The organism is Saccharibacillus deserti (assembly GCF_013618475.1).
Classification (GTDB): Bacteria; Bacillota; Bacilli; order Paenibacillales; family Paenibacillaceae; genus Saccharibacillus; species Saccharibacillus deserti.
Genome location: NZ_JABJVN010000003.1, coordinates 1 through 20,542, shown reverse-complemented (window position 1 = coordinate 20,542; position 20,542 = coordinate 1). Strand labels below are relative to the sequence as shown.

The following is a 20,542-nucleotide window of genomic DNA, read 5'->3' as shown; positions in this document are numbered from 1 at the left end:
CGCGTTTGGTTGGGATTCTAGGACGGGAAAGCTTTCTTCCCGGAAAAATTTAGCGGTCGAGCGACTCGCTCCAGTCGTGCACGACGCTGCCTTCGAGATACTTCTCGCAGTCCATCGCCGCCATGCAGCCGCTGCCCGCAGCCGTGATCGCCTGACGGTATTTGGTGTCCTGCACGTCGCCGCAGGCGAATACGCCCGGGATATTTGTCTCGGTCGTACCCGGTTTGACCACCGCATAGCCGTGGCCGTCCAGATCGAGCTTGCCCTGCAGGAAGGTCGTATTCGGCGTGTGGCCGATCGCCACGAATACGCCGTCGGCTTCGATCAGTTCTTCCTGGCCGGTCTCGTTGTTGAGCACTTTAAGTCCTTTGAGGCCCGTATCGCCGGCTACGACTTCAAGCGGCTGGCGGTTGAGCGCCCACGAGACTTTCTCGTTCTCGCGCGCGCGATCCTGCATGATCTTCGAGGCGCGCAGCTCTTCGCGGCGGTTGACGACCGTTACTTCGGTCGCGAAGCGCGTCAGGAAGCTGGCTTCTTCCATCGCGGAATCGCCGCCGCCGATCACGATCAGCTTTTTGCCGCGGAAAAAGAATCCGTCGCAGGTTGCGCATGTGCTGACGCCGCGTCCGATATTTTCCTGTTCGCCCGGAATACCGAGGTAGCGGGCCGAAGCTCCGGTGGAGATAATAACCGAATCCGCTTCGATCGGCTCGGCGCCTTCAACGGTAATCTTGAAAGGACGCTGGGAGAAATCGACGGCGTCGACCCAGCCGTTCATGAACTCGGCGCCAAAACGCTCCGCCTGCTGACGCATATTGTCCATCAATTCCGGTCCCATGATTCCGTTGGGGAAACCGGGAAAGTTCTCGATATCGGTGGTCGTGGTAAGCTGGCCGCCCGGTTGAAGACCTTCGATTACGAGAGGTTTCAGGTTGGCTCGGGCCAGGTAAATGGCGGCGGTCAGGCCGGACGGGCCTGTTCCGATGACTACGGTTTTGTGTTTCTGCATGTGGGCATCCTCCTTGGGGTTCGTGTATATCCTGCGACTCGTCTCAGGGGACCTAGTACGTTGACCCAATCTAATCCGAGGTTTACGTTCGCCTGAAACGCACTCGCTTTAAGTGCGATTCAGGGAGCGTAACCTTACTTTTATCCGGATCAAGGTACTAAAGTCCTTTTCGATGATTTCTTCCGTGTACGGTCATCCGTTCCTTGATGCTGCAGACCTGATCCATCCGCTTGACATAACGGCCTACGGTCGAAGCGGACACGCCGTAGCGGCGGCCCACTTCTTCATAAGTCGAAGTTCCGTGGCGAAGCTTGTCGGTCAAATAATCCAGCGCGGCGGCCCAGCCCTCGACGTAGGAGAGGACGGGAACATCCGGGTACAAGCGGCGCAGGAAATCGGTCCACAGCGCTTCGAGATCGCGCCGCATACTGAAGTCTCCCGGCGTGCAGGAAGACCGAATCGAAGCATCCAGCACATCCTGCCAGCGCTTCTCCCAGACGGGAAGTTCCGCCGGTTCGCGGGAGAAGTTCGCCGCGCGTTCTTCTTCCTGCGCCGGCTCGGACTCTTCCGGCCCGCTCTCGCCCAGGGCGGTACGGGCCAGGTCGCGCAGGGAAGGCGATTCCTGTTCGTCGTCCGCCAGTTCGCGCAGAACCGCCGTCATCTCTTCGTCCGCCAGCGGACGACAGGCCTGGAGGGCATGACGCTTGTCTTCTTCGCTGCCGGAGCGAAGGGTCCGGATCAGAGCGGCGCGAATCGCCGGCGAATCTTCCGGCAGCCGCTCTTCCCAACGCCGCCACAATTCCGAACGGCGCAAGGTTTCCAGCCGGTAATGGTAGCTGACCGGTTCATTGATCCCCGTGCTGCGCCACTCCGGCAGCCGGCTCAGGTAATAAGCCGCCGCTTCGGCGTCGGGATCGAGCTTCACCGCCGCTTTCCACAACTTTTCCGCGGCATCCGGTCTTGCGCTGAGCAGGGCGGCTACGGCGCAGTAATGATAAAGCGAAGCGTCGCCGGACGCTTCTTCGGATGTCAGCAGCCGGCGGAAATGCCGATAGGCCGCTTCGTGCTCGCCCAGAATGCCGAGAGTCGTCGCCAGCTTGAAAGCATGTTCGCGGTGCAGCGGAACGACCGCCGCCAAACGCCGTGCGAGCTGCGAAGCTTCTTCCGCTCCGACCGGCCCCGAGTGCCGGCGAAAGATCGCCAGGTTGCACAAGCCGTGCAGATTGCCTTCATCGCGCTTCAATACGTCTTCCACCGTCTTCAGAGCTTTGTCGGTCAGCCCCATATAATAATAGGCCAGCGCCAGATTGTTCGAAGCCGCCGCGAATTCCGGATACTCTTCGAGCAGTTCCTCCAGCAGATCCGCCGCTTCGGAGAACATGCCTTCTTCCAGCATCGTCCGGGCCCGGTCGTGCCGATCCGAACCCCGGCGCGCCAAGACGGTATGATCCCGGATCCCGCGCTTCAGCTCGACCTGCAGCAGATCGATCATCTCTTCCGCCTCATGGAGAAACTGTCCGGCCGCATCTTCTTCAAGATACTGCACCAGCGCTTCTTCGGCTTCTTCGAACCGTTCCATATTGGCGAAGTTGTTGGCCATATAAAAGCGGCATTCCGTCATCGAAGGGTCGACTTGTTCAAGCACATGCAGCAGCACGGCGTTCGATTCTTCATAGTCGCCCATCTCTGACAGTATACCCGCCATATTGCAGTGATTCACCGGATTGTCCGGTTTGAGTTCAACGGATTTGCGAAAATATTTCAACGCCTTGTCATATTGGTAGCGATCCAGCGCGCGGACGGCTCTTTCGAAAAAAAAGCTTTCGTCCATCGATAAAGAAACCACATTGGTCCGCGGCTTCTCTTCACGCCGATAGTTCCCGTTCACCTGAGCAAGGCCCCCTTTGTTAACTGCTTAAAATCGAATAGCGAAATCAGTATACCATAATTCCCCGGTCCCTCCCAACAAAAGGGCCGCCGTGCCGGGACCTTCGCCGGATACTTGACTCCGAACAAATACCGATCAAATGCCGGAGTCGCTGAACAGCGTCGCAAGCGAGCCGCCTTCCAGGATAATATGAATGGCCCGGGCCAGCATCGGAGCGACCGGAAGTACCGTGAACCGTTCCGAATGTTCTTCGGAAAGCGCGATCGAATCGGTGATAACGACTTCCCGAATGCTCGGATGATCCAGACGCTGCAGCGCCCCGTCGGAAAATACGGCGTGCGTGGCGCAGACGATCGGGTCTTTGGCATTGCGTTCTTTGAGTCCTTCGACGACCTTGAGAATCGTGGATCCGGTATCGATCAGATCTTCCATAATGATCGGAGTCCGCCCTTCGACATCGCCGATCACATGGGTGATCATCGCCTCGTTGTGGGCCGGGCGCTTTTTGAGCATGATCGCGACCGGAGAATCGAGGCGGTTCGCCAATTTCTCGGCAAGTTTCGCCCGTCCCGCATCCGGCGAGACCACTACCGGATCGGTAATGTTTTTGCTGCGCAGATAATCGGCAATCAGATCCAGCGTGGTCAGATGATCGACCGGAATATTGAAGAATCCTTGAATGGCGGCAGCATGCAGTTCGATCGTCACAACGCGGGTTGCGCCCGCCGTTGTCAGCACATCCGCGACCATCTTGGCCGAAATCGGCTCGCGGGGAGCCGCTTTGCGCTCCTGCCGGGCATATCCGTAATAAGGAATGACGACATTCACCGTACGTGCCGAAGCCCGCTTGGCCGCGTCGATCATCACCAGCAGTTCGACGAAATGTTCGTTGATCGGATGGGACAGCGACTGGACCAGAAAAACATCCAGGTTGCGGATACTTTCCTCGTAATGCACATAACTCTCGCCGCTTTTGAATTTGGTCAGTTTGATTTTGCCGGGCGTAACGCCCAGATCTTCGCAGATCCGGTCCACCAGACCCGGATTGGACGATCCTGAAAATACACGCATCCTGTGCTGCATGGCACCCTCCCGCATCTTTTTGATTAAACCGCGACGCAGACAGCGGCGCGGCGAATTGAACCGATTTGTTCTTTTCACCTTAACCTGCCTTGATTATACCCCAATCGCAGGAGAGGCAAAAGCAAAGAGACGCCGAAACCGGCGTCTCCCCCGTTTTATTCCGTTAAAGCGATCATCGTCCGCACCCGGCGATCGAACGTCGCTACCTCGCGAACCCCGAGCTCAAGCAGCTGCGCACGGGCTTTGTCCAGGTTTTCGGACAGCTTCGCCGGATCGTGCGCGTCGGATCCGAGCGTCAGCGGAATGCCGAGCGCAAGCGCGCGCCGAAGCAGATTTTCCGACGGGAACATCTCCGCGCACGGCTTGGTCAGCCCCGAAGCGTTGAGCTCCATCACGATATCGCTGGCCGCGATGCGGCTCAGCGCCGCGTTCTCCAGCGCTTCTTGCTCCGCGGACTGCTCCGGGGCGGGTCCGTAACCGAACCGCTTGATGACATCGAAATGACCGACGATATCGTAGAATCCCGTCTCCGCCGCGCTACCGACCGCCCCGTAATACGTGCGATAGACTTCAAGCGGATCGCGCCCTTCCCATCCGGCCGTCTGCCGGAAATCGGTCACATCCCATTCGCCGAGAAAATGGACGGAGCCGATGACGTAATCCCACGGGTAAGCGTCGACGATTCGCTTGATCTCGTCTTCGTATCCTTCGATATAATCGCCTTCGAGTCCCAGCTTGATGTCGATTTGGTCCCGGTACTTTTGCTTCAAAGCCAGCACTTCCTCGACGTACCTTGGCAGCTCGTCCATCGGCATCGCCATTTCCGGATAATACTTCGCCGGATCGACATGGATCAGCGGCATATGGTCCGACAAGCCGAGCTGCCCCAGGCCAAGCTCGATGCCGCGCTGCACGTACTGCTCCAGCGTGCCGACGGCATGGCCGCAGCGCTCGTGATGCGTATGGTAATCGATCCGCATAAGATTCTCTCCTCTCGCTTGTCCAATAGAAAAGGCGGACCGTTCCGGCTGCCCTGCCGGTTGTCCGCCGCTTTGATCTGCCGCTCTGCACGGCTGCGGGCCGCCGTCCTTCTTCGAACGAACCCCGTCGATCGGATCCGGGCCGGCAGGTCGGATCGGCCCGATCCTGGGCGTCCGGTCAGATGAATCCGGTCAGTCCCGGCGCGGGCGCTCGTGCCGGCGCGCCAGTTCGTCCATGATCTCGTCCAGCGGCAGCTTGCGCTCCTGCAGCAGCACGAGCAGGTGATAGATCAGGTCGCTCACTTCGAGGCGCAGTTCGGCGTTGTCGCCGTTTTTGGCCGCGATGATCGACTCCGCCGTTTCTTCGCCGACTTTTTTGAGAATCTTGTCGATCCCTTTTTCGAACAAATACGTCGTATAAGCGCCTTCCGGCCGTTCGCGGTCGCGTTCGGCGATGATGCCTTCCAGCTCGCCCAGCACGTCGAAACGTCCGGCCGATCCCTTCTCTCCGGCAGGAGCCGCCGACGTCTGCGCGAATTCCGGCTCCGAACCGAGCACGCGCTCGCTTTCCGCCCCGGCTCCGACCGCGTCAACTCCGACCGCTTCGGCCGCTGCGCCTGCAAGTTCAGCCTTGTTGAAGAAGCAGCCCACCCGTCCCGTATGGCAGGCCGGTCCGGCCGGAATCACGCCGACCAGCAGCGCGTCTCCGTCGCAATCGTAGCTCAGCGAGACGATCCGCTGCACGTTGCCCGACGTCGCGCCTTTGTGCCAAAATTCCTGCCGCGAACGGCTCCAGAACCACGTCTCGCCCGATTCGATCGAGCGGCGCAGCGATTCTTCGTTCATGTAGGCGAGCGTCAGCACTTCCTTGCTCTGCGCGTCCTGCACGATTGCCGGAGCCAGTCCCTGCGCGTCCCATTTGACCTGTCCCGCAAACTGCTCGGGAGAAACGGTCACGTCGTTTTCTCTATTCATCTGATTTCGACTCCTTTTTGCTTCAATTGATTCTTCAAATCCGGAATCGCGATTTCTTTGTAATGGAAAATGGTCGCCGCAAGACCCGCGTCCGCCGTGCCTTCCGTGAAGACATCGTAGAAATGCTCCGAGGTGCCCGCTCCGCCCGAAGCGATGACCGGCACCGACACTTCGCGGCAGACCGCGCGCGTAAGCTTGAGGTCGAAGCCGTCTTTGGTGCCGTCGGCGTCCATGCTCGTCAGCAGGATTTCGCCCGCTCCGAGCGATTCGGCGCGCCGCACCCATTCCAGCGCGCGGATGCCGGTCGGTTTGCGCCCGCCGTGCGTGTACACTTCCCATTCTTCCCACTCCGCATTGTACTTGGCGTCCACCGCCAGCACGATGCACTGCGAACCGAAGCGGCGCGCGCCTTCGGCAATCAGCTCGGGACGCAGTACCGCCGCCGTGTTGACCGCCGTTTTGTCGGCGCCCGCGCGCAGGATCCGCTTCATGTCGTCCACCTGCGAGATGCCGCCTCCGACCGTGAACGGGATCGTGATCTCTCCCGCCGTCTGGCGCACCACCTCGACCATCGTCGCCCGCCCTTCGACCGACGCCGAAATATCGAGGAAGACGAGTTCGTCCGCGCCTTCCCGGTCATAGACCGAGGCCAGCTCGACCGGATCGCCGGCATCGCGCAGATTGACGAAATTGACTCCTTTAACCACGCGTCCGTCCTTGACGTCCAGACACGGAATAATTCGTTTCGCGAGCATACGGCTCCTCCTTTCGACTTCAGTTTTTTTAAATTCCGATCCGTTTAAATTCCGATTCCGCTTAACGCCCGACCGCCTGCAGCGCCGCCGCCAGGTCGATACTTCCCGTATACAGCGCTTTGCCGACGATCGCTCCGCCGATGCCGTCCGCCGCATGAGCCGCTAGGCGCTCCAGATCCGCCTGCACGCTTACGCCGCCCGAGGCGATTACTGTTTTGCCCGACGCTTCGGCCAGGCTCAGAATCGCTTCCACGTTGGGTCCCTGCATCATGCCGTCGCGCGAAATGTCGGTGAAGATGAACGTCTCCGCGCCTTTGGCCGCCAGTTCCTTCGCCAAATCTTCCGCACGCACTTCCGATGTTTCCAGCCAGCCTCTCGTTGCCACGAAGCCGTTTCTCGCGTCGATTCCGATCGCAGCGCGGTCTCCGTATTCGGCCAGCACTTTTTCCGTGAAGGCTTTGTCTTCGATCGCCGCCGTACCCAGGATGACCCGGCTCACGCCGAGCGACAGCAGCAGACGCACATCTTCGAACGTGCGCAGCCCTCCGCCGATCTGAACAGGCACGTTCAGCGCCGACGCGATGTTTCCGATCAGTTCATGGTTGACCGGACGACCCGCTTTGGCTCCGTCGAGATCGACCAGATGGACGTACTGCCCGCCGAGATTTTCCCACTGCTTCGCCGCATCCAGCGGGCTTTCGTTGAATACCGTCTCCTGGTCGTAATCGCCCTGCAGCAGCCGCACGCATTTGCCGCCGCGAATATCGATTGCCGGATAAATCGTAAATGCCGTCATCGTCAGCTCTCCTTTTTCCTTCATATGCTTGTCAAAAAGCTCGTCCGCTCAAATCATTGCCGATCCTTCGGACAGCTTCAGGAAATTCCGCAGCAGGTTCATGCCCAGTTCCCCGCTTTTTTCCGGGTGGAACTGCATGCCGTAGACGTTATCCCGGCCCACGATCGCCGTGACCGGCAGCCCGTAGTCCGCCGACGCGATCAGATCGCTTGGCTCGCCCAGTTCCACATGGTACGAATGGACGAAGTAGACATGCCCTTCTTCCAGTCCGCCGAGCAGCGGTTCCCCGCTTCGCGTGAAGTCCAGCCGATTCCAGCCCATATGCGGCACTTTGAGCTCTCCGCTCGGGAAGCGCACCGCGCGTCCCGGCAGCAGCCCGAGGCCTTCGTGGTCGCCGTGCTCCGCGCTTCCGTCGAACAGAAGCTGCATGCCGAGGCAGATGCCGAGCAGCGGACGGCCTTCGCCCGCGGCGCGGCGCATGACGAGGTCGAGGCCGGTATCGCGCAGATGGCTCATGGCGTCGCCGAACGCGCCCACTCCGGGCAGCAGCACGCTGGAAGCCCGCATGATCTCGACTTCGTCGCCGGTGATCAGGTACTCGTATCCGAGCCGCTCCACCGCTTTGCTGACGCTGTGCAGATTGCCCATGCCGTAGTCGACGATCGCGACGGTCATGTTACAGCACTCCCTTCGTCGAGGGCACCCCGGTCACGCGCGGATCGATCGAAGTCGCTTCGTCGAGCGCGCGTCCGAGCGCCTTGAACACCGCTTCGATCATATGGTGCGTATTGCGGCCGTAGTGCACGATGACGTGCAGCGTGATGCGCGATTCCAGCGCGAACTTCCACAGGAACTCGTGCACCATCTCCGTGGAAAAAGTACCGACCAGATTCGACGGATATTCCGCGCGGTACTCGAAGTGCGGGCGGCCGCTTATATCGATGATAACCTGGGCGAGCGCTTCGTCCATCGGCACGAATACGCTGGCATAGCGCTTGATACCGCGTTTGTCGCCGAGCGATTCCAGCAGCGTTCCGCCCAGGCAGATGCCGATATCTTCGACCGTGTGGTGATCGTCGATCTCGATGTCCCCGTCCGCGTCGACCTTCAGGTCGAATTGGCCGTGTTTCGCGAACAGATCGAGCATATGGTTGAGAAAAGGAACCCCCGTCGAAATTTCCGATACGCCGGTTCCGTCGATTCCGAACGACAGCTTGATGTCCGTCTCGTTCGTTTTGCGCGCGATGCTTGCGCTCCGCGTTCCTGCCTGATTGGCTTCCGTCATCCCTGTATCCCCGCTTTCTCGTCTGTTGAATTCGGCGCGCCTTCTTTGTTCACCCGCACTTCGATCGCGCGAGCGTGGCCTTCCAGACCTTCCCGGCGTGCCAGCTCCATGATCGTCGCGGCATTGGCGAGAAGCGCCTGCTTGCTGTATTGGATCAAACTCGATTTTTTGATAAAGTCGTCCACGTCGACCGGCGAAGCGAACCGCGCCGTGCCGTTCGTCGGAATGATATGGTTCGGTCCGGCGAAGTAATCGCCGACCGGCTCCGAACTGTACGGACCGAGGAAGATCGCACCCGCGTTCTCGATCAGGCCCAGGTAATCGACCGGATTCTGCACCATCACTTCCAGATGTTCCGGCGCCAGCCGGTTCACCACGGCGATGCCTTCTTCGAGGCTCTCGGTCACGATGATCGCGCCGTAGTTTTCGATCGAAGCCCGCGCGATATTTTCGCGCGGCAGCAGGGACAGCTGGCGTTCTACTTCGGCGGAGACGTATTCCGCCAGCCGCTGCGACGTCGTCACGAGAATGGCCGAAGCCAGTTCGTCGTGCTCCGCCTGCGACAGCAGGTCGGCCGCCACATATTCCGGATCGGCCGTCTCGTCCGCCAGGACGACGATCTCGCTCGGGCCGGCCAGACTGTCGATATCGACCAGCCCGTACACTTCGCGCTTGGCCAGCGCGACGTAGATATTGCCCGGTCCGCAGATCTTATCGACCCGCTCGATACTGTCCGTGCCGTAGGCCAGCGCCGCGATCGCCTGCGCACCGCCGACGCGGTACATCTCGGTCACGCCCGCTTCCGCGGCTGCGACGAGAATGTACGGGTCGATCCCTTCGCGGCCGCCCGTTGCCGGCGGCGTGACCATGACGATCTCCGGCACGCCCGCCACCTGGGCGGGAATGACGTTCATCAGCACGGAAGACGGGTAGGCGGCTTTGCCGCCCGGCACGTAGACGCCTACCCGGCGCAGCGGCCGGATGATCTGTCCCAGCAGGCTGCCGTCCGGCTGCAGGTCCATCCAGGAATTGCGCTTCTGCCGTTCGTGGAAAGCGCGGATATTCGCGGCCGCCGCCGCGATCGCTTCGATAAAGGACGGCTCGACCCGGCCGTAGGCCGCCTGCAGCTCCGCGTCCGTGACGCGCAGCTGCGAAGCTTCGAGCTTGGTCCGGTCAAGGCTCTCCGTATAGCGCAGCAGCGCCGCGTCGCCTTCCGACTTGATGTCGCCGACGATCCGCTTGACGATCGCGACCTGCTCTTCCGAACCGTATTCCACGTCCCGGCGCAGATCGAACTGTTCCGCCTGTACGATCTTCATGGTTGTTCCTCCCGCTTCTTCATTGTCCGTTCTAAGCCTTGGCCGCTCCGGCACCCGGCATGACCTTCTCCAGCTTGTCGCACAGCCGCTGGATCGCGTCGTTCTTCATCCGGTAGCTGACCCGGTTCGCGATCAGGCGGCTCGTAATGCCGAAGATGCTCTCCAGTTCCACCAGTCCGTTATCCTTGAGCGTCTGTCCCGTCTCGACCATATCGACGATCCGGTCGGCCAGGCCGATCAGCGGGGCCAGCTCGATCGAGCCGTTCAGCTTGATCACTTCGACCTGCTCGCCCTGCTCGCGGAAATAGCGCGCCGCCACGTTCGGATACTTGGTCGCCACCCGCAGATGGATACCCGGCTGCCGGTCCGGCAGCGCGATGACCGACATGCGGCAGCGGGCGATGCCCAGATCCAACAGTTCGTACACGTCGCGGTTTTCTTCGAGCAGCACGTCCTTGCCGACGATTCCGATATCGGCTACGCCGTATTCGACATAAGTCGGCACGTCGACCGGCTTCGCCATAATGAATTCCATATTCGCTTCCGGAATCGGAATGACCAGCCGGCGCGAGTCATCCACATCGTCCGGAATGACGATGCCCGCTTCGCGGAACAGCTGCGCGGCTTTTTTGTAGATGCGGCCTTTCGGCATCGCCACTTTCAGCACTTCTCCCATGCTTCTCTCCTCCTCTTGTCCAAGGTTCTTTTTCTATAAGCAAGCATCCGGTTGTCGTCGGCGACGATCTTTCCGGTTCCATTCAAATGAAGCCGCTTTGCGGCAGGGGCTGCCGCTTACTGGACGGGCGAATTCTCCCCCGCAAAATGCAGCACCCGGCTGTAGCGGCCGCTCTCGTTCCCGCTTTCGGCGTTCTCCGCCGCAAGGCGCGTGACCGCCGCCCCGCCTTCCGCGCGGATCCGTCCGGCTTCGGCCAGCGCTTCCGCGCGGCGGTTCGCTTCGTACACGATCAGCGCCGGGCGTTCTTCTTCGCCGGCCGGATCGTCTACGCCGTCAAGGATACGCGTCGTCTTGAGCGCGAAGCCCGTTGCCGGAACATCGCGGCCGAACTGCCGCAGCAGATTGTCGTAACGGCCGCCGCTGCAGACGGGGAAACCGAGTTCCGCCGCATAGCCTTCGAATACCATGCCCGTATAATACGAGAAATCTCCGATCATCGTCAGATCGATCAGAACATGCTGCGACACGCCGTAGTCGACCAGCGCTTCCCAGACGCTGCGCAGGTGCGTCAGCGACTCCAGCGCAAGCGTATGGCCGCTCAGACCGGCCGCCTGCTCGCAGACCTCGACTCCGCCGCGCAGGCGCAGCAGTCCTTCGAGCTCTTCCTGCTGCTCGCGTTTGAGACCCAGCGACTCCGTGGTCTCGCGGAAACCCACATAATCGCGATGCAGCAGCCGCTCTTTCAGCGCCTGCTGCGCATCGGTGCGATCCGGCAGCGCTTCGTCGAACAGCCCGTTCAGGAAGCCGACATGTCCCATCGCGAACTTGAACGTTTTCACGCCCGCCGCCTGCAGCGAAGCAATCGCAAGCGCAATGACTTCCGCATCCGCTTCCGGCGAACGGTCTCCGACAAGCTCGACGCCCGTCTGGAAAAATTCCGCTTCGCGGCCCGCTTCTTCTTCGATCGCGCGGAACACATTCGCATGGTACGACAAACGCAGCGGCAGCGGTTCTTCACGCAGCAGGGACGAGGCGACGCGCGCAATCGGCGCCGTCATGTCCGAACGCAGAACAAGCGTCTGTCCGCGGCTGCTCAGCAGCTTGTAAAGTTTGCGGTCCGGGGTCGAGCTTGCAATCCCTACCGTATCGTAATATTCCAAGGTAGGCGTTTTGATCGGATCATAGCCCCAGTTGGCCATGCAGTCGAGCACGCTGCGTTCGATCCGGCGCAGCCTTCTCGTCGCACGCGGCAGATAATCGCGCACGCCGACCGGTTTTTCAAAGCCTTTCGGTTTGGACATTGTTTTCACCTCTGTGAGTTCGTTTATTACGGTTTACCCTTAATCCTATTCACCATATCGGAAAGCCCGCCGCCGGGCAACCGCAATCGGAAGCGGTCCGTCCTTCAGCCGGATAGATTCATATATTCAGATACTTTACTGTGGTACAGTGATAACATGGTAGTAAAATAAAGCGTACGACTATATTAGCATTTGCCCGGCGGTCGAGTCAACGTCCGAACGTCAAAATCGGCCCGAAAAACCGTACCGCAAAAAGGCCCTTTCCCGTCCGAACAGGAAAGAGCCTTTCGCGTCTTCGTACAGCCGGGAAGCGGACGGCACTCTGCCGTTCCGTTTCTTCCCCATTGGCAGAGGAACCGGGCGTTTGCGGCCTCACCGGCCCCCGCTCACACGCTGCGGTTGGAAGCCGAAGCGGGCGCGGACGGACCCGTCTTCTTTTTGCGCAGTGAAGAAGGTACATTCCCCAGCAGCACCCAAGCTCCCGGAATCCAGCGCAGAATCGCCTGCGTCAGGATCCAGGAGACTCCAAGCGCACAGATCAATCCTCCGTAGACCCAGACAAAGTACGTGAGCGACCCCATCTGCACCTGGCTGAAGAACCAGTCTTTCGTATCCCGGTAATACCCGAGTACAAGCGGATGCGCCAGATAGATGGCAAAAGACAGCTCTCCGAGCCGGGTCAGCGTCTTGATCAGCCATTTCGGCGCTTTGCGATACAGAACGAACGAAGCCCGCATCAGCACAAGCGCCGTCAGCATCGTATGCAGATTCCACAGCAGCTCGTACCAGAGCGTATCGACGATCAACCCGTTCAAGCGCACCTGCTGGTAGAACCAGATATGGGCGGCGGTGACCGCAGCCCACGACACCCAAAGCAGACCGTTCAAGAACCAGCCTTTAAAAGGCAGGTTCTTCGGATCTTTCATCAACCAGCCGCGCACCTTATCGAAGTGAATCGCCAGAACGGCACCGATCATATAATAGGATAAGTATGTAATCGCGAGACTTCCTTTGCTCTGATACTGCCACTCGTATTTGTTCCAGATCACGAAGGCCCATTGCAGCGCAAGTCCGATCGGAATCGCCCAGCGTACAAACCATTTGGACGATTTGAACAGCATTAGCATCAGCGGGAACAGAATATAGAACTGCACACTGATGTACACGAAATACAGATGCGTATACGCCGTGCCTTCCTTGAGGTTTTTCCAGTAGCGAGCCAGCATTTCTCCGTAGGTTTCCACACTTGTCCCAAGCGTTCCCGCCACATGCATCTTATAGATGAAATAGATGGCCGAGAACAGGACATAAGGCAGCAGAATGTAGAGCAGACGCTTTTTGTAGAACCCTCCGACCAACTTGCCGTCCATCGGACGGTTGAAGTAGTTGTAGAACAGCACGAAGCTGCTCAGCATAATGAACGAAGGCGTCCCGTACCGAAAAAATACGTTAATGACATTGATCAGATAAAAAGCTTTCAGATTGACCGATTCCACCGTTGCGAGAGAAGTGGCGTGTACATGCAGTACCCCCAGAATGGCGAGCGCGCGAAACGTGTCCAACTGCGGCAGCCGCTCTCTTTTGATTGAAACAGAACTCAACTCGATTGCTCCCTTCCCCGGCTGTCCGGCTGCAAAAATCCCGGCCCCCGGTTGATCTTTCGGCCCGCAAAGGCCTCGATTTCGAAACGAAAAGCGGGACGGCTCAAGCGCCTCCCACTGTACGCTCCCTTCGAATTATACCCCTAACCCGTCCTTTTTATCCCTTTTTTCGGGAATTTTCAACGAACACTAAGCGGGCAGGCTGCTCGATCGGGCAAAATCAAGGGTTTTTCCGTTCAATGATCCGCAGCGGATTCCCGCCCACGAAAGTCCCCGCTTCGACGTCCCGATGGACGACGGATCCGGCCGCCACGACCGCGCCGTCGCCGATCGTCACCCCGGGCAGAATCGTCGAGTTGGCCCCGATCATCACTTCGTCCCCGATCACCACTTCGCCGAGCCGATATTCGCGAATCAGGTACTCGTGCGCCAGGATTGTGGTATTGTAGCCGATCACCGTATTGCGTCCAATCGTAATCTTTTCCGGAAAAAAGACATCGACCATAACCATAAGTCCGAAAGCCGTATCCTGGCCCACGTTCATGTGGAGGATACGGCGGTAAATCCAGTTTTTCAGTTCGAGAATCGGGCAGTACCGGGCAATTTGGATAAAAACAAAGTTTTTGACGCCTTTCCAGGGACTGACCGTCTTGTAGATCTGACGCAGCGCATTCGGACCGTCTTCGACGAAACGTCGCTCCGTCTTTCTCATGCTTCTCTCCGCCCGATGCCGGTCACTTCGTAGAGGTCCCGCATATCATGCAACATGAAATCCGGTTTGTACGCCGACAGCGCTTCTGCTCCCTTGAGCGACCAGGCTACGGCAGCCGCGCGGACACCGGCGTTCTGCGCCGATTGGATATCCGCCGGGCTGTCGCCTACCATCAGAGCCGTCGAAGGATCCATGCCCATCTTCTCCAGCGCCATCAGCACCGGTTCGGCATGCGGCTTCGGATGGGTCACATCCGTCACGGTGACTACCGCATCCATGTACCGGTACAAGTCGAACATCTCAAGCACTTTCATGGTGGTCGGCCGGATCTTGGTCGTCACGACCCCCAGCCGGATCCCCGCTTCGTGCAGGCCGCGAACGACCTGCTGCACATGCGGGAACGGCTTGACCATCGAATCGTGGTGGGCCAGATTGTATTTGCGGTAAGCCTGTTCCAGTTCGCGTACATCCTCAAGACCCGAGAAGACGCGCAGCTGGTGCTGCAGGGTTGTTCCCATATGCGGAATGATCGTCTCGCGTGTCAGCGGAGTACCGGTCACCGCATTCATGAAGGAGTCGATGATAAGCTGGTTGGTATCGATAATCGTACCGTCCAGATCGAACAGTACGGTTTGGATCGTCGAATTCATGCTGACTTCACTCCTTGCGCAAAGGATCTTCGCCCGGAGGCGCTGCGTCGGTAGAACCCGACGGCTTGCGGTTCATATGGGCGAGCGGTTGGGTATCCCTGCTCTCGGCTTCGTGAGCGCCTTCCACGCGATGGCGTTCGTCTGTCGCCGCAGGAGCGGTCGAGAACTTCGACGATACGATCGGGTCGGAATAGCGGATATTGGCTTGTCCGTTCTTGCGCCGCACAATAATCAGAACGACGGCAATCACAAAGAACAAAATCGCCACCAGCTGCGAAATACGTACGTTGCCGTACGCCGCATCCAGGTACCCTTCTTCGAAACCGAACCAGGTCATCGGCGTCCACATCCCGTGAATCAGCGAGGCCAGCCAGTTCGGTCCCTGGAAGGCCAGACTGTCGGTACGCAGTGCTTCAATGAAGAAGCGGCCGATCGCATACCAGATAAAGTAGCCGATAAAGATCTCGCCGGCACGCACGAATTTACGGCGGCGAATCACGAAGATCAGAAGGATGCCGAGCAAATTCCAACACGATTCGTAGAGGAACGTCGGATGATGAAATACACCTGCGATATTCATCTGGTTCACGATAAAGTCAGGCAGATGCAGCGTATTGCGCAGGAAACTTTCGCTGACTTCGCCGCCGTAGGCTTCCTGGTTGACGAAGTTGCCCCAGCGTCCGATCAGCTGGCCGGCCAGCAGGCCCGGCGCGCAGAGATCGGCGATACGCCAGAAACTGTACCCTTTGATACGCGTGTAGATGACCGCACAGATTACGGCGCCGATCAGCGCTCCGTAAATGGCGATTCCGCCTTCCCAAATCGCAAAAATCTTCAGCGGATTTTCTTTGTACTGGTCCCATTGGAACGCTACATAGTACAGCCGCGCACAGATAATAGCCGACGGAACGCCGAACAGCAGGATATCCATAAAGAGTTCCTGCGGCAGTCCGAAACGTTTGCCTTCGCGCATGGCGATAAGCATGCCGACTACGGCGCCGAGTCCGAGAATCAACCCGTACCAGTGCACGGCCAGCGGACCGAGGTTAAAAGCGATCGGATTGATCGCCAGTAATGCACCCATTCTTGTTCCTCCTCGTGCGTTGACCGCATCAAATATTAAATTTATCGGATTCGCTCAACACCCTAATCCAGATCGTCCGCATCGTTATCGATCGTCGCGGTCAACTTGTGCGTAAACTGCTGCGCCGCATTGTAGCCCATACGTTTCAAGCGGAAGTTCATCGCCGCCACTTCGATGATTACGGCCAGATTTCGACCGGGACGTACCGGAACCGTTACAAGCGGTACATCGGTATCGATAATACGCGTCGTCTCCTCATCGAGCCCCAGACGGTCATACTGTTTGTCCGGCTGCCAGTTCTCGAGACGGACCACCAGTGTGATGCGTTTGTGATTGCGGATCGCTCCCGCGCCAAACAAGGTCATCACGTTGATAATGCCGACCCCGCGGATTTCGAGCAGGTGCCGAATCAGTTCCGGTGCGGTACCGTCGAGCTGGTTATCGGCGCTCTGACGAATCTCCACCGCATCATCGGCAATCAGTCGGTGACCGCGTTTGACAAGTTCCAGAGCCGTCTCGCTTTTGCCGATACCGCTGCTGCCCGTAATAATGATGCCTACGCCGTACACATCCACCAGAACGCCGTGGATGGTCGTCGTCGGAGCCAGCTTACGCTCCAGGAAACCGGTTACGCGGCTGCCCAGACTCGTCGTCGACATCCCGCTCCGCAGAATGGGAATATCGCGTTCTTCACCGATCTGAATCAGCTCTTCCGGCACGTCAAAAGACCGGGTGACAATAATGCACGGCGTCTCTTCGCTGCAGAGCCTGCTCATCCGGTCCAGCTTGTCTTCTTTCGAGAGCATATGATAAAAAGTCAGCTCGGTTTTGCCCAACAGCTGAACCCGCTCCGGCGAATGATATTCAAAATATCCGGCCATTTCGAGCCCCGGCCGATTCAGATCGTCGACAACGATCGGACGACGCAGCCCTTTCTCGCCCGCTACGACCTCGAACTGAAACTGCTGCACCAGCTCGGCTACTTTTACCTTTTTAGCCATTGCGTATTCTTCCCTTCTCATGGTCGTTCTGATATGGAATGGTCTACCGCCTTTTAAACGCTATCTTACTCATCGTAAAGGAAATGCACGTTGAAAGCAATGCTCCTTACCCGCCGTTCCAAACGAAAAAGCCGCCCCGAAGGACGGCCCGATCGACTTGCTGGAACAGTTTAGCGGAATTGTTTTGCGTCGTAGAAGACGTTGACTTCCGTTTCTCTGTCAAAGATATGAACTTTGTTCATGTCGATAGCAAGTTTGACTTGCGAACCTTCACGCACGCTCGAACGTCCGTCTACCCGGGCGATTGTCGTGTCAGCGCCGAGGCCGCTCAGGTACAGCAGCATTTCGTGACCGAGGTTCTCGGTAACTTCAACGTTGGATGTGAAGATCGTGTTCGGCGAAGCTTCCAGGAATACCGGCTCTTCATGAATATCTTCCGGACGAAGACCCAGGATGACTTCTTTGCCAACCATCGATTTGTCGCGCAGGACTTGAGCCTGGCCGCGTGGTACTTCTACGTCCATGTTGTTTGCCTGGAAGCGCAGAACTCCACCTTGGTCAACCAGCTTGCCGTTGATAAAGTTCATCGTTGGGGAACCGATAAATCCGGCAACGAAAATGTTCGTCGGATTGTTGTACAGTTCTTCCGGCGGAGCTGCCTGTTGGATGATGCCGTCTTTCATAACGACGATGCGATCGCCCATGGTCATGGCTTCGATCTGATCGTGCGTTACGTAAATGCAGGTTGTTTCAAGACGCTTAACTAGTTTGGTGATTTCCGCACGCATTTGACCGCGCAGTTTGGCATCCAAGTTGGAAAGAGGTTCATCCATCAGGAAGACCTGCGGATCCCGGACGATTGCGCGTCCCAGGGCAACCCGCTGACGTTGACCGCCGGAGAGTGCTTTAGGTTTACGCTCGAGCAGATGCTCGATGTCGAGAATCTTCGCCGCTTCGCGAACGCGTCTCTCGATTTCGTCTTTTTTGACTTTACGCAGTTTCAGGCCAAACGCCATGTTCGAGTATACGTCCATGTGCGGGTAGAGGGCGTAGGATTGGAATACCATCGCGATGTCGCGGTCTTTTGGAGCGACGTCGTTGACGACACGGTCGCCGATGTACAGTTTGCCTTCGGAAATTTCTTCGAGGCCTGCGATCATCCGCAGTGTTGTCGATTTACCGCAGCCGGAAGGACCGACGAGAACGAGAAATTCTTTGTCTTTGATATCAAGGTTAACGTCGATTACCGTTGCTTTGTCGGAACCTGCGTATTTCTTATAAATATGTTCTAAGCGTACACCAGCCATTGAGTGTTGCCTCCCTATATTGAGGATATGTGTATGAAGCTGAGCTGCTTTCTTTTAACTGTTCCCATCTTACCCTGAATACGCTTTCCTGGCTATTCGCAAACTGCACAAAAATCCGCTCAGTCTTTTGTCACTTTATCCAATAGCAGAGCCAGCTTCATGGAAACGGCATCATTGAAGTTCCGAACATCGAGTCCGGTCTCCTGCTTTACCTTGTCCAGACGGTAGATCAGCGTATTGCGATGGATATACAAATGCTTGGCCGTTTCGCTCACATTGCAGTTCATCCGAAAAAAAGTCTCCAGCGTCGTCAACGTCTCGCTGTCCCCCAATACGAAAGCGCGCCCTTCGATTTGTTCCATGAACTGCTCCCTGCGCTCCGCCGGAATACTGTAGACGAGCCGCTCCAATCCCAATTCCCACGGCAGATGCACATGACGCGTCACATGGAACGTTTTCCCCAAGAAGACGCTCTCCCGGAGCACCCGAAGCGCCGGAACAAGTCCGTGTGCCGGCTGCAGCGGTTCGGAGACCGACAGGTTGAAGATTCCCGTCCATTCGCTCGCGATCAGTTCGTACAGACCAAGCCCGAATGCCTCCAGCAGCTCGCGATCCGATTCTTCTTCTTCATTCCGCTCTTCGGAGACTTCCAATACGTCGAGACGGTCGACAAGCAGCAGCCATTCCCGTCCGCGCAGCGGCACCACCAGAACTTCCCTTTCCAAAAAGGTAGACAGCAGCTGCTGAAGTTCTTCGTAGCCTCCAAGAGAGTTCTGGGCCCCTTCACAGATCAGCAGAAAAGGAATCAGCTCCGTAAAAAGACGGCTTTTCAGCTGAAGTCTATCGGGCAGTTCATGCGGCGATTCTCCCAATTCCAACCGATCGGCCAACCAGCGGCCCAGCTGCTGCACTTCGGTTTCTTTCTCCGGAAGTTTCGATGCTTCCGTGTCCGATACCGACGTCTGGACAAGCAGCGCAATCAGCTCGCGTACAGAGGGCTCCAGGTCTACACTCGCGATTCGAAAAGCGACCGGCTTGCCGGAACCCGACTTTTCGCTTTCTTCGTTTCTCAAAAAAAACCAGGTGGCTCCGGCATATATCCCGCCCTGCCGCAGAACTTCGTACTTTGCCGGCGCGGCTCCATCGCCGATTCCCGATTCGCTCTTCGCGCCGGATAGCTCCAGCAGGTTTTGCCGTTCCGCTTCCGTGATCTCGATCAGCTCTACCGGTTTTCCGACGATCGATTCCAGCCGCCTCCGGATTTCCCGCACATTCATAGCCTGCCCTCCAACACCTGTTTTCTTTTATCTTAACATAAGCCCGAATACGCAAAAAAGCCGCATCCCGTTAAAAACGGAACACGGCTTCTTGATGAGCCATGAAGGACTCGAACCTTCGACACCCTGATTAAAAGTCAGGTGCTCTACCAACTGAGCTAATGGCTCTTACAAAAAAACTGGTGGAGGCTGATGGATTCGAACCACCGAACTCGGAGAGAACAGATTTACAGTCTGCTGCGTTTGGCCACTTCGCTAAGCCTCCACAATACAAAGATGGCTCGGGACGGAATCGAACCGCCGACACAAGGATTTTCAGTCCTTTGCTCTACCGACTGAGCTACCGAGCCATACTCTATAAAAACCAGTTGTAAAATTAAAATGGCGGAACCGACGGGATTTGAACCCGCGATCTCCTGCGTGACAGGCAGGCATGTTAACCCCTACACCACGGTTCCAGACCAATTTAAATGGTGCCGGCGAGAGGACTTGAACCCCCAACCTACTGATTACAAGTCAGTTGCTCTACCAATTGAGCTACACCGGCATATGATGGTGGAGGCTGAGGGGCTCGAACCCCCGACCCTCTGCTTGTAAGGCAGATGCTCTCCCAGCTGAGCTAAGCCTCCATGGGAATAAAGAAAGATAAAGATAGCGGCGGAGGGGATCGAACCCCCGACCTCACGGGTATGAACCGTACGCTCTAGCCAGCTGAGCTACACCGCCATATTACATGTGCCATTTTCCTTCTATTATAATGAAGGGAATGGCGGAGAGAGAGGGATTCGAACCCTCGCACCGCTAACGCAGTCTAACCCCTTAGCAGAGGGTCCCCTTATAGCC

At 57.8% G+C, this 20,542-nt stretch carries 19 protein-coding genes and 7 tRNA genes; all 26 read right to left on the bottom strand.

Features of this window, described 5'->3' with window-relative positions; translation table 11 throughout:
- Nucleotides 1-49 precede the first annotated feature (49 nt).
- A complete protein-coding gene (gene trxB, locus HOP44_RS10435; RefSeq protein WP_172253092.1) occupies nucleotides 50-1,009 on the bottom strand; it encodes a thioredoxin-disulfide reductase in 960 nt (319 codons plus the stop codon).
- 157 nt (nucleotides 1,010-1,166) lie between these two features.
- Nucleotides 1,167-2,897: a tetratricopeptide repeat protein gene (locus HOP44_RS10430; protein ID WP_172253090.1), complete on the bottom strand. Its 1,731-nt coding sequence runs from the start codon at nucleotides 2,895-2,897 to the stop codon at nucleotides 1,167-1,169.
- 135 nt (nucleotides 2,898-3,032) lie between these two features.
- Nucleotides 3,033-3,980 carry a ribose-phosphate diphosphokinase gene (locus HOP44_RS10425; protein WP_172253088.1) on the bottom strand — a complete coding sequence of 316 codons (948 nt, stop codon included), beginning with the start codon at nucleotides 3,978-3,980 and terminating at the stop codon, nucleotides 3,033-3,035.
- A gap of 155 nt (nucleotides 3,981-4,135) precedes the next feature.
- Nucleotides 4,136-4,960 carry a histidinol-phosphatase HisJ gene (gene hisJ / locus HOP44_RS10420; protein WP_172253086.1) on the bottom strand — a complete coding sequence of 275 codons (825 nt, stop codon included), beginning with the start codon at nucleotides 4,958-4,960 and terminating at the stop codon, nucleotides 4,136-4,138.
- Between the two features lie 192 nt (nucleotides 4,961-5,152).
- Nucleotides 5,153-5,935 (bottom strand): bifunctional phosphoribosyl-AMP cyclohydrolase/phosphoribosyl-ATP diphosphatase HisIE, encoded by a 783-nt coding sequence (hisIE, locus tag HOP44_RS10415; RefSeq protein ID WP_172253084.1) that lies wholly within the window; start codon nucleotides 5,933-5,935, stop codon nucleotides 5,153-5,155.
- A complete protein-coding gene (gene hisF, locus HOP44_RS10410; RefSeq protein ID WP_141447917.1) occupies nucleotides 5,932-6,690 on the bottom strand; it encodes an imidazole glycerol phosphate synthase subunit HisF in 759 nt (252 codons plus the stop codon). The genes hisIE and hisF overlap by 4 nt, the downstream gene beginning before the upstream one ends.
- Before the next feature lie 61 nt (nucleotides 6,691-6,751).
- Nucleotides 6,752-7,486: a 1-(5-phosphoribosyl)-5-[(5-phosphoribosylamino)methylideneamino]imidazole-4-carboxamide isomerase gene (gene hisA, locus HOP44_RS10405; RefSeq protein WP_172253082.1), complete on the bottom strand. Its 735-nt coding sequence runs from the start codon at nucleotides 7,484-7,486 to the stop codon at nucleotides 6,752-6,754.
- A gap of 48 nt (nucleotides 7,487-7,534) precedes the next feature.
- On the bottom strand, nucleotides 7,535-8,161 hold the full coding sequence (gene hisH / locus HOP44_RS10400; protein ID WP_172253080.1) for an imidazole glycerol phosphate synthase subunit HisH: 627 nt from the start codon (nucleotides 8,159-8,161) through the stop codon (nucleotides 7,535-7,537).
- Nucleotide 8,162: 1 nt separating this feature from the next.
- Entirely contained in the window at nucleotides 8,163-8,771 is a 609-nt protein-coding gene (hisB, locus tag HOP44_RS10395) for an imidazoleglycerol-phosphate dehydratase HisB (RefSeq protein WP_172253078.1), read from the bottom strand.
- Entirely contained in the window at nucleotides 8,768-10,090 is a 1,323-nt protein-coding gene (gene hisD, locus HOP44_RS10390; RefSeq protein ID WP_172253076.1) for a histidinol dehydrogenase, read from the bottom strand. The genes hisB and hisD overlap by 4 nt, the downstream gene beginning before the upstream one ends.
- Before the next feature lie 31 nt (nucleotides 10,091-10,121).
- On the bottom strand, nucleotides 10,122-10,766 hold the full coding sequence (gene hisG / locus HOP44_RS10385; RefSeq protein WP_172253074.1) for an ATP phosphoribosyltransferase: 645 nt from the start codon (nucleotides 10,764-10,766) through the stop codon (nucleotides 10,122-10,124).
- A gap of 116 nt (nucleotides 10,767-10,882) precedes the next feature.
- Nucleotides 10,883-12,067, bottom strand: a complete 1,185-nt coding sequence (locus tag HOP44_RS10380) for an ATP phosphoribosyltransferase regulatory subunit (RefSeq protein WP_172253072.1) — start codon at nucleotides 12,065-12,067, stop codon at nucleotides 10,883-10,885.
- 386 nt (nucleotides 12,068-12,453) lie between these two features.
- Nucleotides 12,454-13,668: an acyltransferase gene (locus HOP44_RS10375; RefSeq protein ID WP_172253070.1), complete on the bottom strand. Its 1,215-nt coding sequence runs from the start codon at nucleotides 13,666-13,668 to the stop codon at nucleotides 12,454-12,456.
- A 220-nt stretch (nucleotides 13,669-13,888) separates the two neighbouring features.
- A complete protein-coding gene (locus HOP44_RS10370) occupies nucleotides 13,889-14,380 on the bottom strand; it encodes an acyltransferase (protein ID WP_172253068.1) in 492 nt (163 codons plus the stop codon).
- On the bottom strand, nucleotides 14,377-15,030 hold the full coding sequence (ppaX, locus tag HOP44_RS10365) for a pyrophosphatase PpaX (protein ID WP_172253066.1): 654 nt from the start codon (nucleotides 15,028-15,030) through the stop codon (nucleotides 14,377-14,379). Before ppaX ends, HOP44_RS10370 begins: the two co-directional genes overlap by 4 nt.
- A 7-nt stretch (nucleotides 15,031-15,037) precedes the next feature.
- Nucleotides 15,038-16,114, bottom strand: coding sequence for a prolipoprotein diacylglyceryl transferase (lgt, locus tag HOP44_RS10360; protein ID WP_172253064.1), 1,077 nt, complete (start codon nucleotides 16,112-16,114; stop codon nucleotides 15,038-15,040).
- Between the two features lie 62 nt (nucleotides 16,115-16,176).
- Nucleotides 16,177-17,115: an HPr(Ser) kinase/phosphatase gene (gene hprK, locus HOP44_RS10355; protein ID WP_172198204.1), complete on the bottom strand. Its 939-nt coding sequence runs from the start codon at nucleotides 17,113-17,115 to the stop codon at nucleotides 16,177-16,179.
- A 170-nt stretch (nucleotides 17,116-17,285) separates the two neighbouring features.
- On the bottom strand, nucleotides 17,286-18,422 hold the full coding sequence (locus HOP44_RS10350; protein WP_172253062.1) for an ABC transporter ATP-binding protein: 1,137 nt from the start codon (nucleotides 18,420-18,422) through the stop codon (nucleotides 17,286-17,288).
- A 119-nt stretch (nucleotides 18,423-18,541) separates the two neighbouring features.
- Entirely contained in the window at nucleotides 18,542-19,699 is a 1,158-nt protein-coding gene (locus tag HOP44_RS10345) for a PucR family transcriptional regulator (RefSeq protein ID WP_172253060.1), read from the bottom strand.
- Between the two features lie 95 nt (nucleotides 19,700-19,794).
- Nucleotides 19,795-19,867 (bottom strand) — tRNA-Lys (locus HOP44_RS10340).
- A gap of 12 nt (nucleotides 19,868-19,879) precedes the next feature.
- Nucleotides 19,880-19,964, bottom strand: a tRNA-Tyr gene (locus tag HOP44_RS10335).
- Nucleotides 19,965-19,976: 12 nt separating this feature from the next.
- Nucleotides 19,977-20,049: transfer RNA gene (locus HOP44_RS10330), tRNA-Phe, on the bottom strand.
- Nucleotides 20,050-20,081: 32 nt separating this feature from the next.
- Nucleotides 20,082-20,157 (bottom strand) — tRNA-Asp (locus HOP44_RS10325).
- 13 nt (nucleotides 20,158-20,170) lie between these two features.
- Nucleotides 20,171-20,246: transfer RNA gene (locus HOP44_RS10320), tRNA-Thr, on the bottom strand.
- 6 nt (nucleotides 20,247-20,252) lie between these two features.
- A tRNA-Val gene (locus HOP44_RS10315) sits at nucleotides 20,253-20,328 on the bottom strand.
- 23 nt (nucleotides 20,329-20,351) lie between these two features.
- A tRNA-Met gene (locus HOP44_RS10310) sits at nucleotides 20,352-20,425 on the bottom strand.
- Between the last annotated feature and the right edge of the window lie 117 nt (nucleotides 20,426-20,542).

Bases quoted from the DNA above. Each gene is read 5' to 3' on its own strand.
- HOP44_RS10370 (WP_172253068.1), bottom strand. From the start codon at position 14,380: ATGAGAAAGACGGAGCGACGTTTCGTCGAAGACGGTCCGAATGCGCTG.
- ppaX (WP_172253066.1), bottom strand. From the start codon at position 15,030: ATGAATTCGACGATCCAAACCGTACTGTTCGATCTGGACGGTACGATT.
- trxB (WP_172253092.1), bottom strand. From the start codon at position 1,009: ATGCAGAAACACAAAACCGTAGTCATCGGAACAGGCCCGTCCGGCCTG.
- lgt (WP_172253064.1), bottom strand. From the start codon at position 16,114: ATGGGTGCATTACTGGCGATCAATCCGATCGCTTTTAACCTCGGTCCG.
- hisF (WP_141447917.1), bottom strand. From the start codon at position 6,690: ATGCTCGCGAAACGAATTATTCCGTGTCTGGACGTCAAGGACGGACGC.
- HOP44_RS10345 (WP_172253060.1), bottom strand. From the start codon at position 19,699: ATGAATGTGCGGGAAATCCGGAGGCGGCTGGAATCGATCGTCGGAAAA.
- hisJ (WP_172253086.1), bottom strand. From the start codon at position 4,960: ATGCGGATCGATTACCATACGCATCACGAGCGCTGCGGCCATGCCGTC.
- hisB (WP_172253078.1), bottom strand. From the start codon at position 8,771: ATGACGGAAGCCAATCAGGCAGGAACGCGGAGCGCAAGCATCGCGCGC.
- HOP44_RS10350 (WP_172253062.1), bottom strand. From the start codon at position 18,422: ATGGCTGGTGTACGCTTAGAACATATTTATAAGAAATACGCAGGTTCC.
- HOP44_RS10425 (WP_172253088.1), bottom strand. From the start codon at position 3,980: ATGCAGCACAGGATGCGTGTATTTTCAGGATCGTCCAATCCGGGTCTG.
- hisD (WP_172253076.1), bottom strand. From the start codon at position 10,090: ATGAAGATCGTACAGGCGGAACAGTTCGATCTGCGCCGGGACGTGGAA.
- hprK (WP_172198204.1), bottom strand. From the start codon at position 17,115: ATGGCTAAAAAGGTAAAAGTAGCCGAGCTGGTGCAGCAGTTTCAGTTC.
- hisG (WP_172253074.1), bottom strand. From the start codon at position 10,766: ATGGGAGAAGTGCTGAAAGTGGCGATGCCGAAAGGCCGCATCTACAAA.
- hisA (WP_172253082.1), bottom strand. From the start codon at position 7,486: ATGACGGCATTTACGATTTATCCGGCAATCGATATTCGCGGCGGCAAA.
- hisIE (WP_172253084.1), bottom strand. From the start codon at position 5,935: ATGAATAGAGAAAACGACGTGACCGTTTCTCCCGAGCAGTTTGCGGGA.
- HOP44_RS10380 (WP_172253072.1), bottom strand. From the start codon at position 12,067: ATGTCCAAACCGAAAGGCTTTGAAAAACCGGTCGGCGTGCGCGATTAT.
- hisH (WP_172253080.1), bottom strand. From the start codon at position 8,161: ATGACCGTCGCGATCGTCGACTACGGCATGGGCAATCTGCACAGCGTC.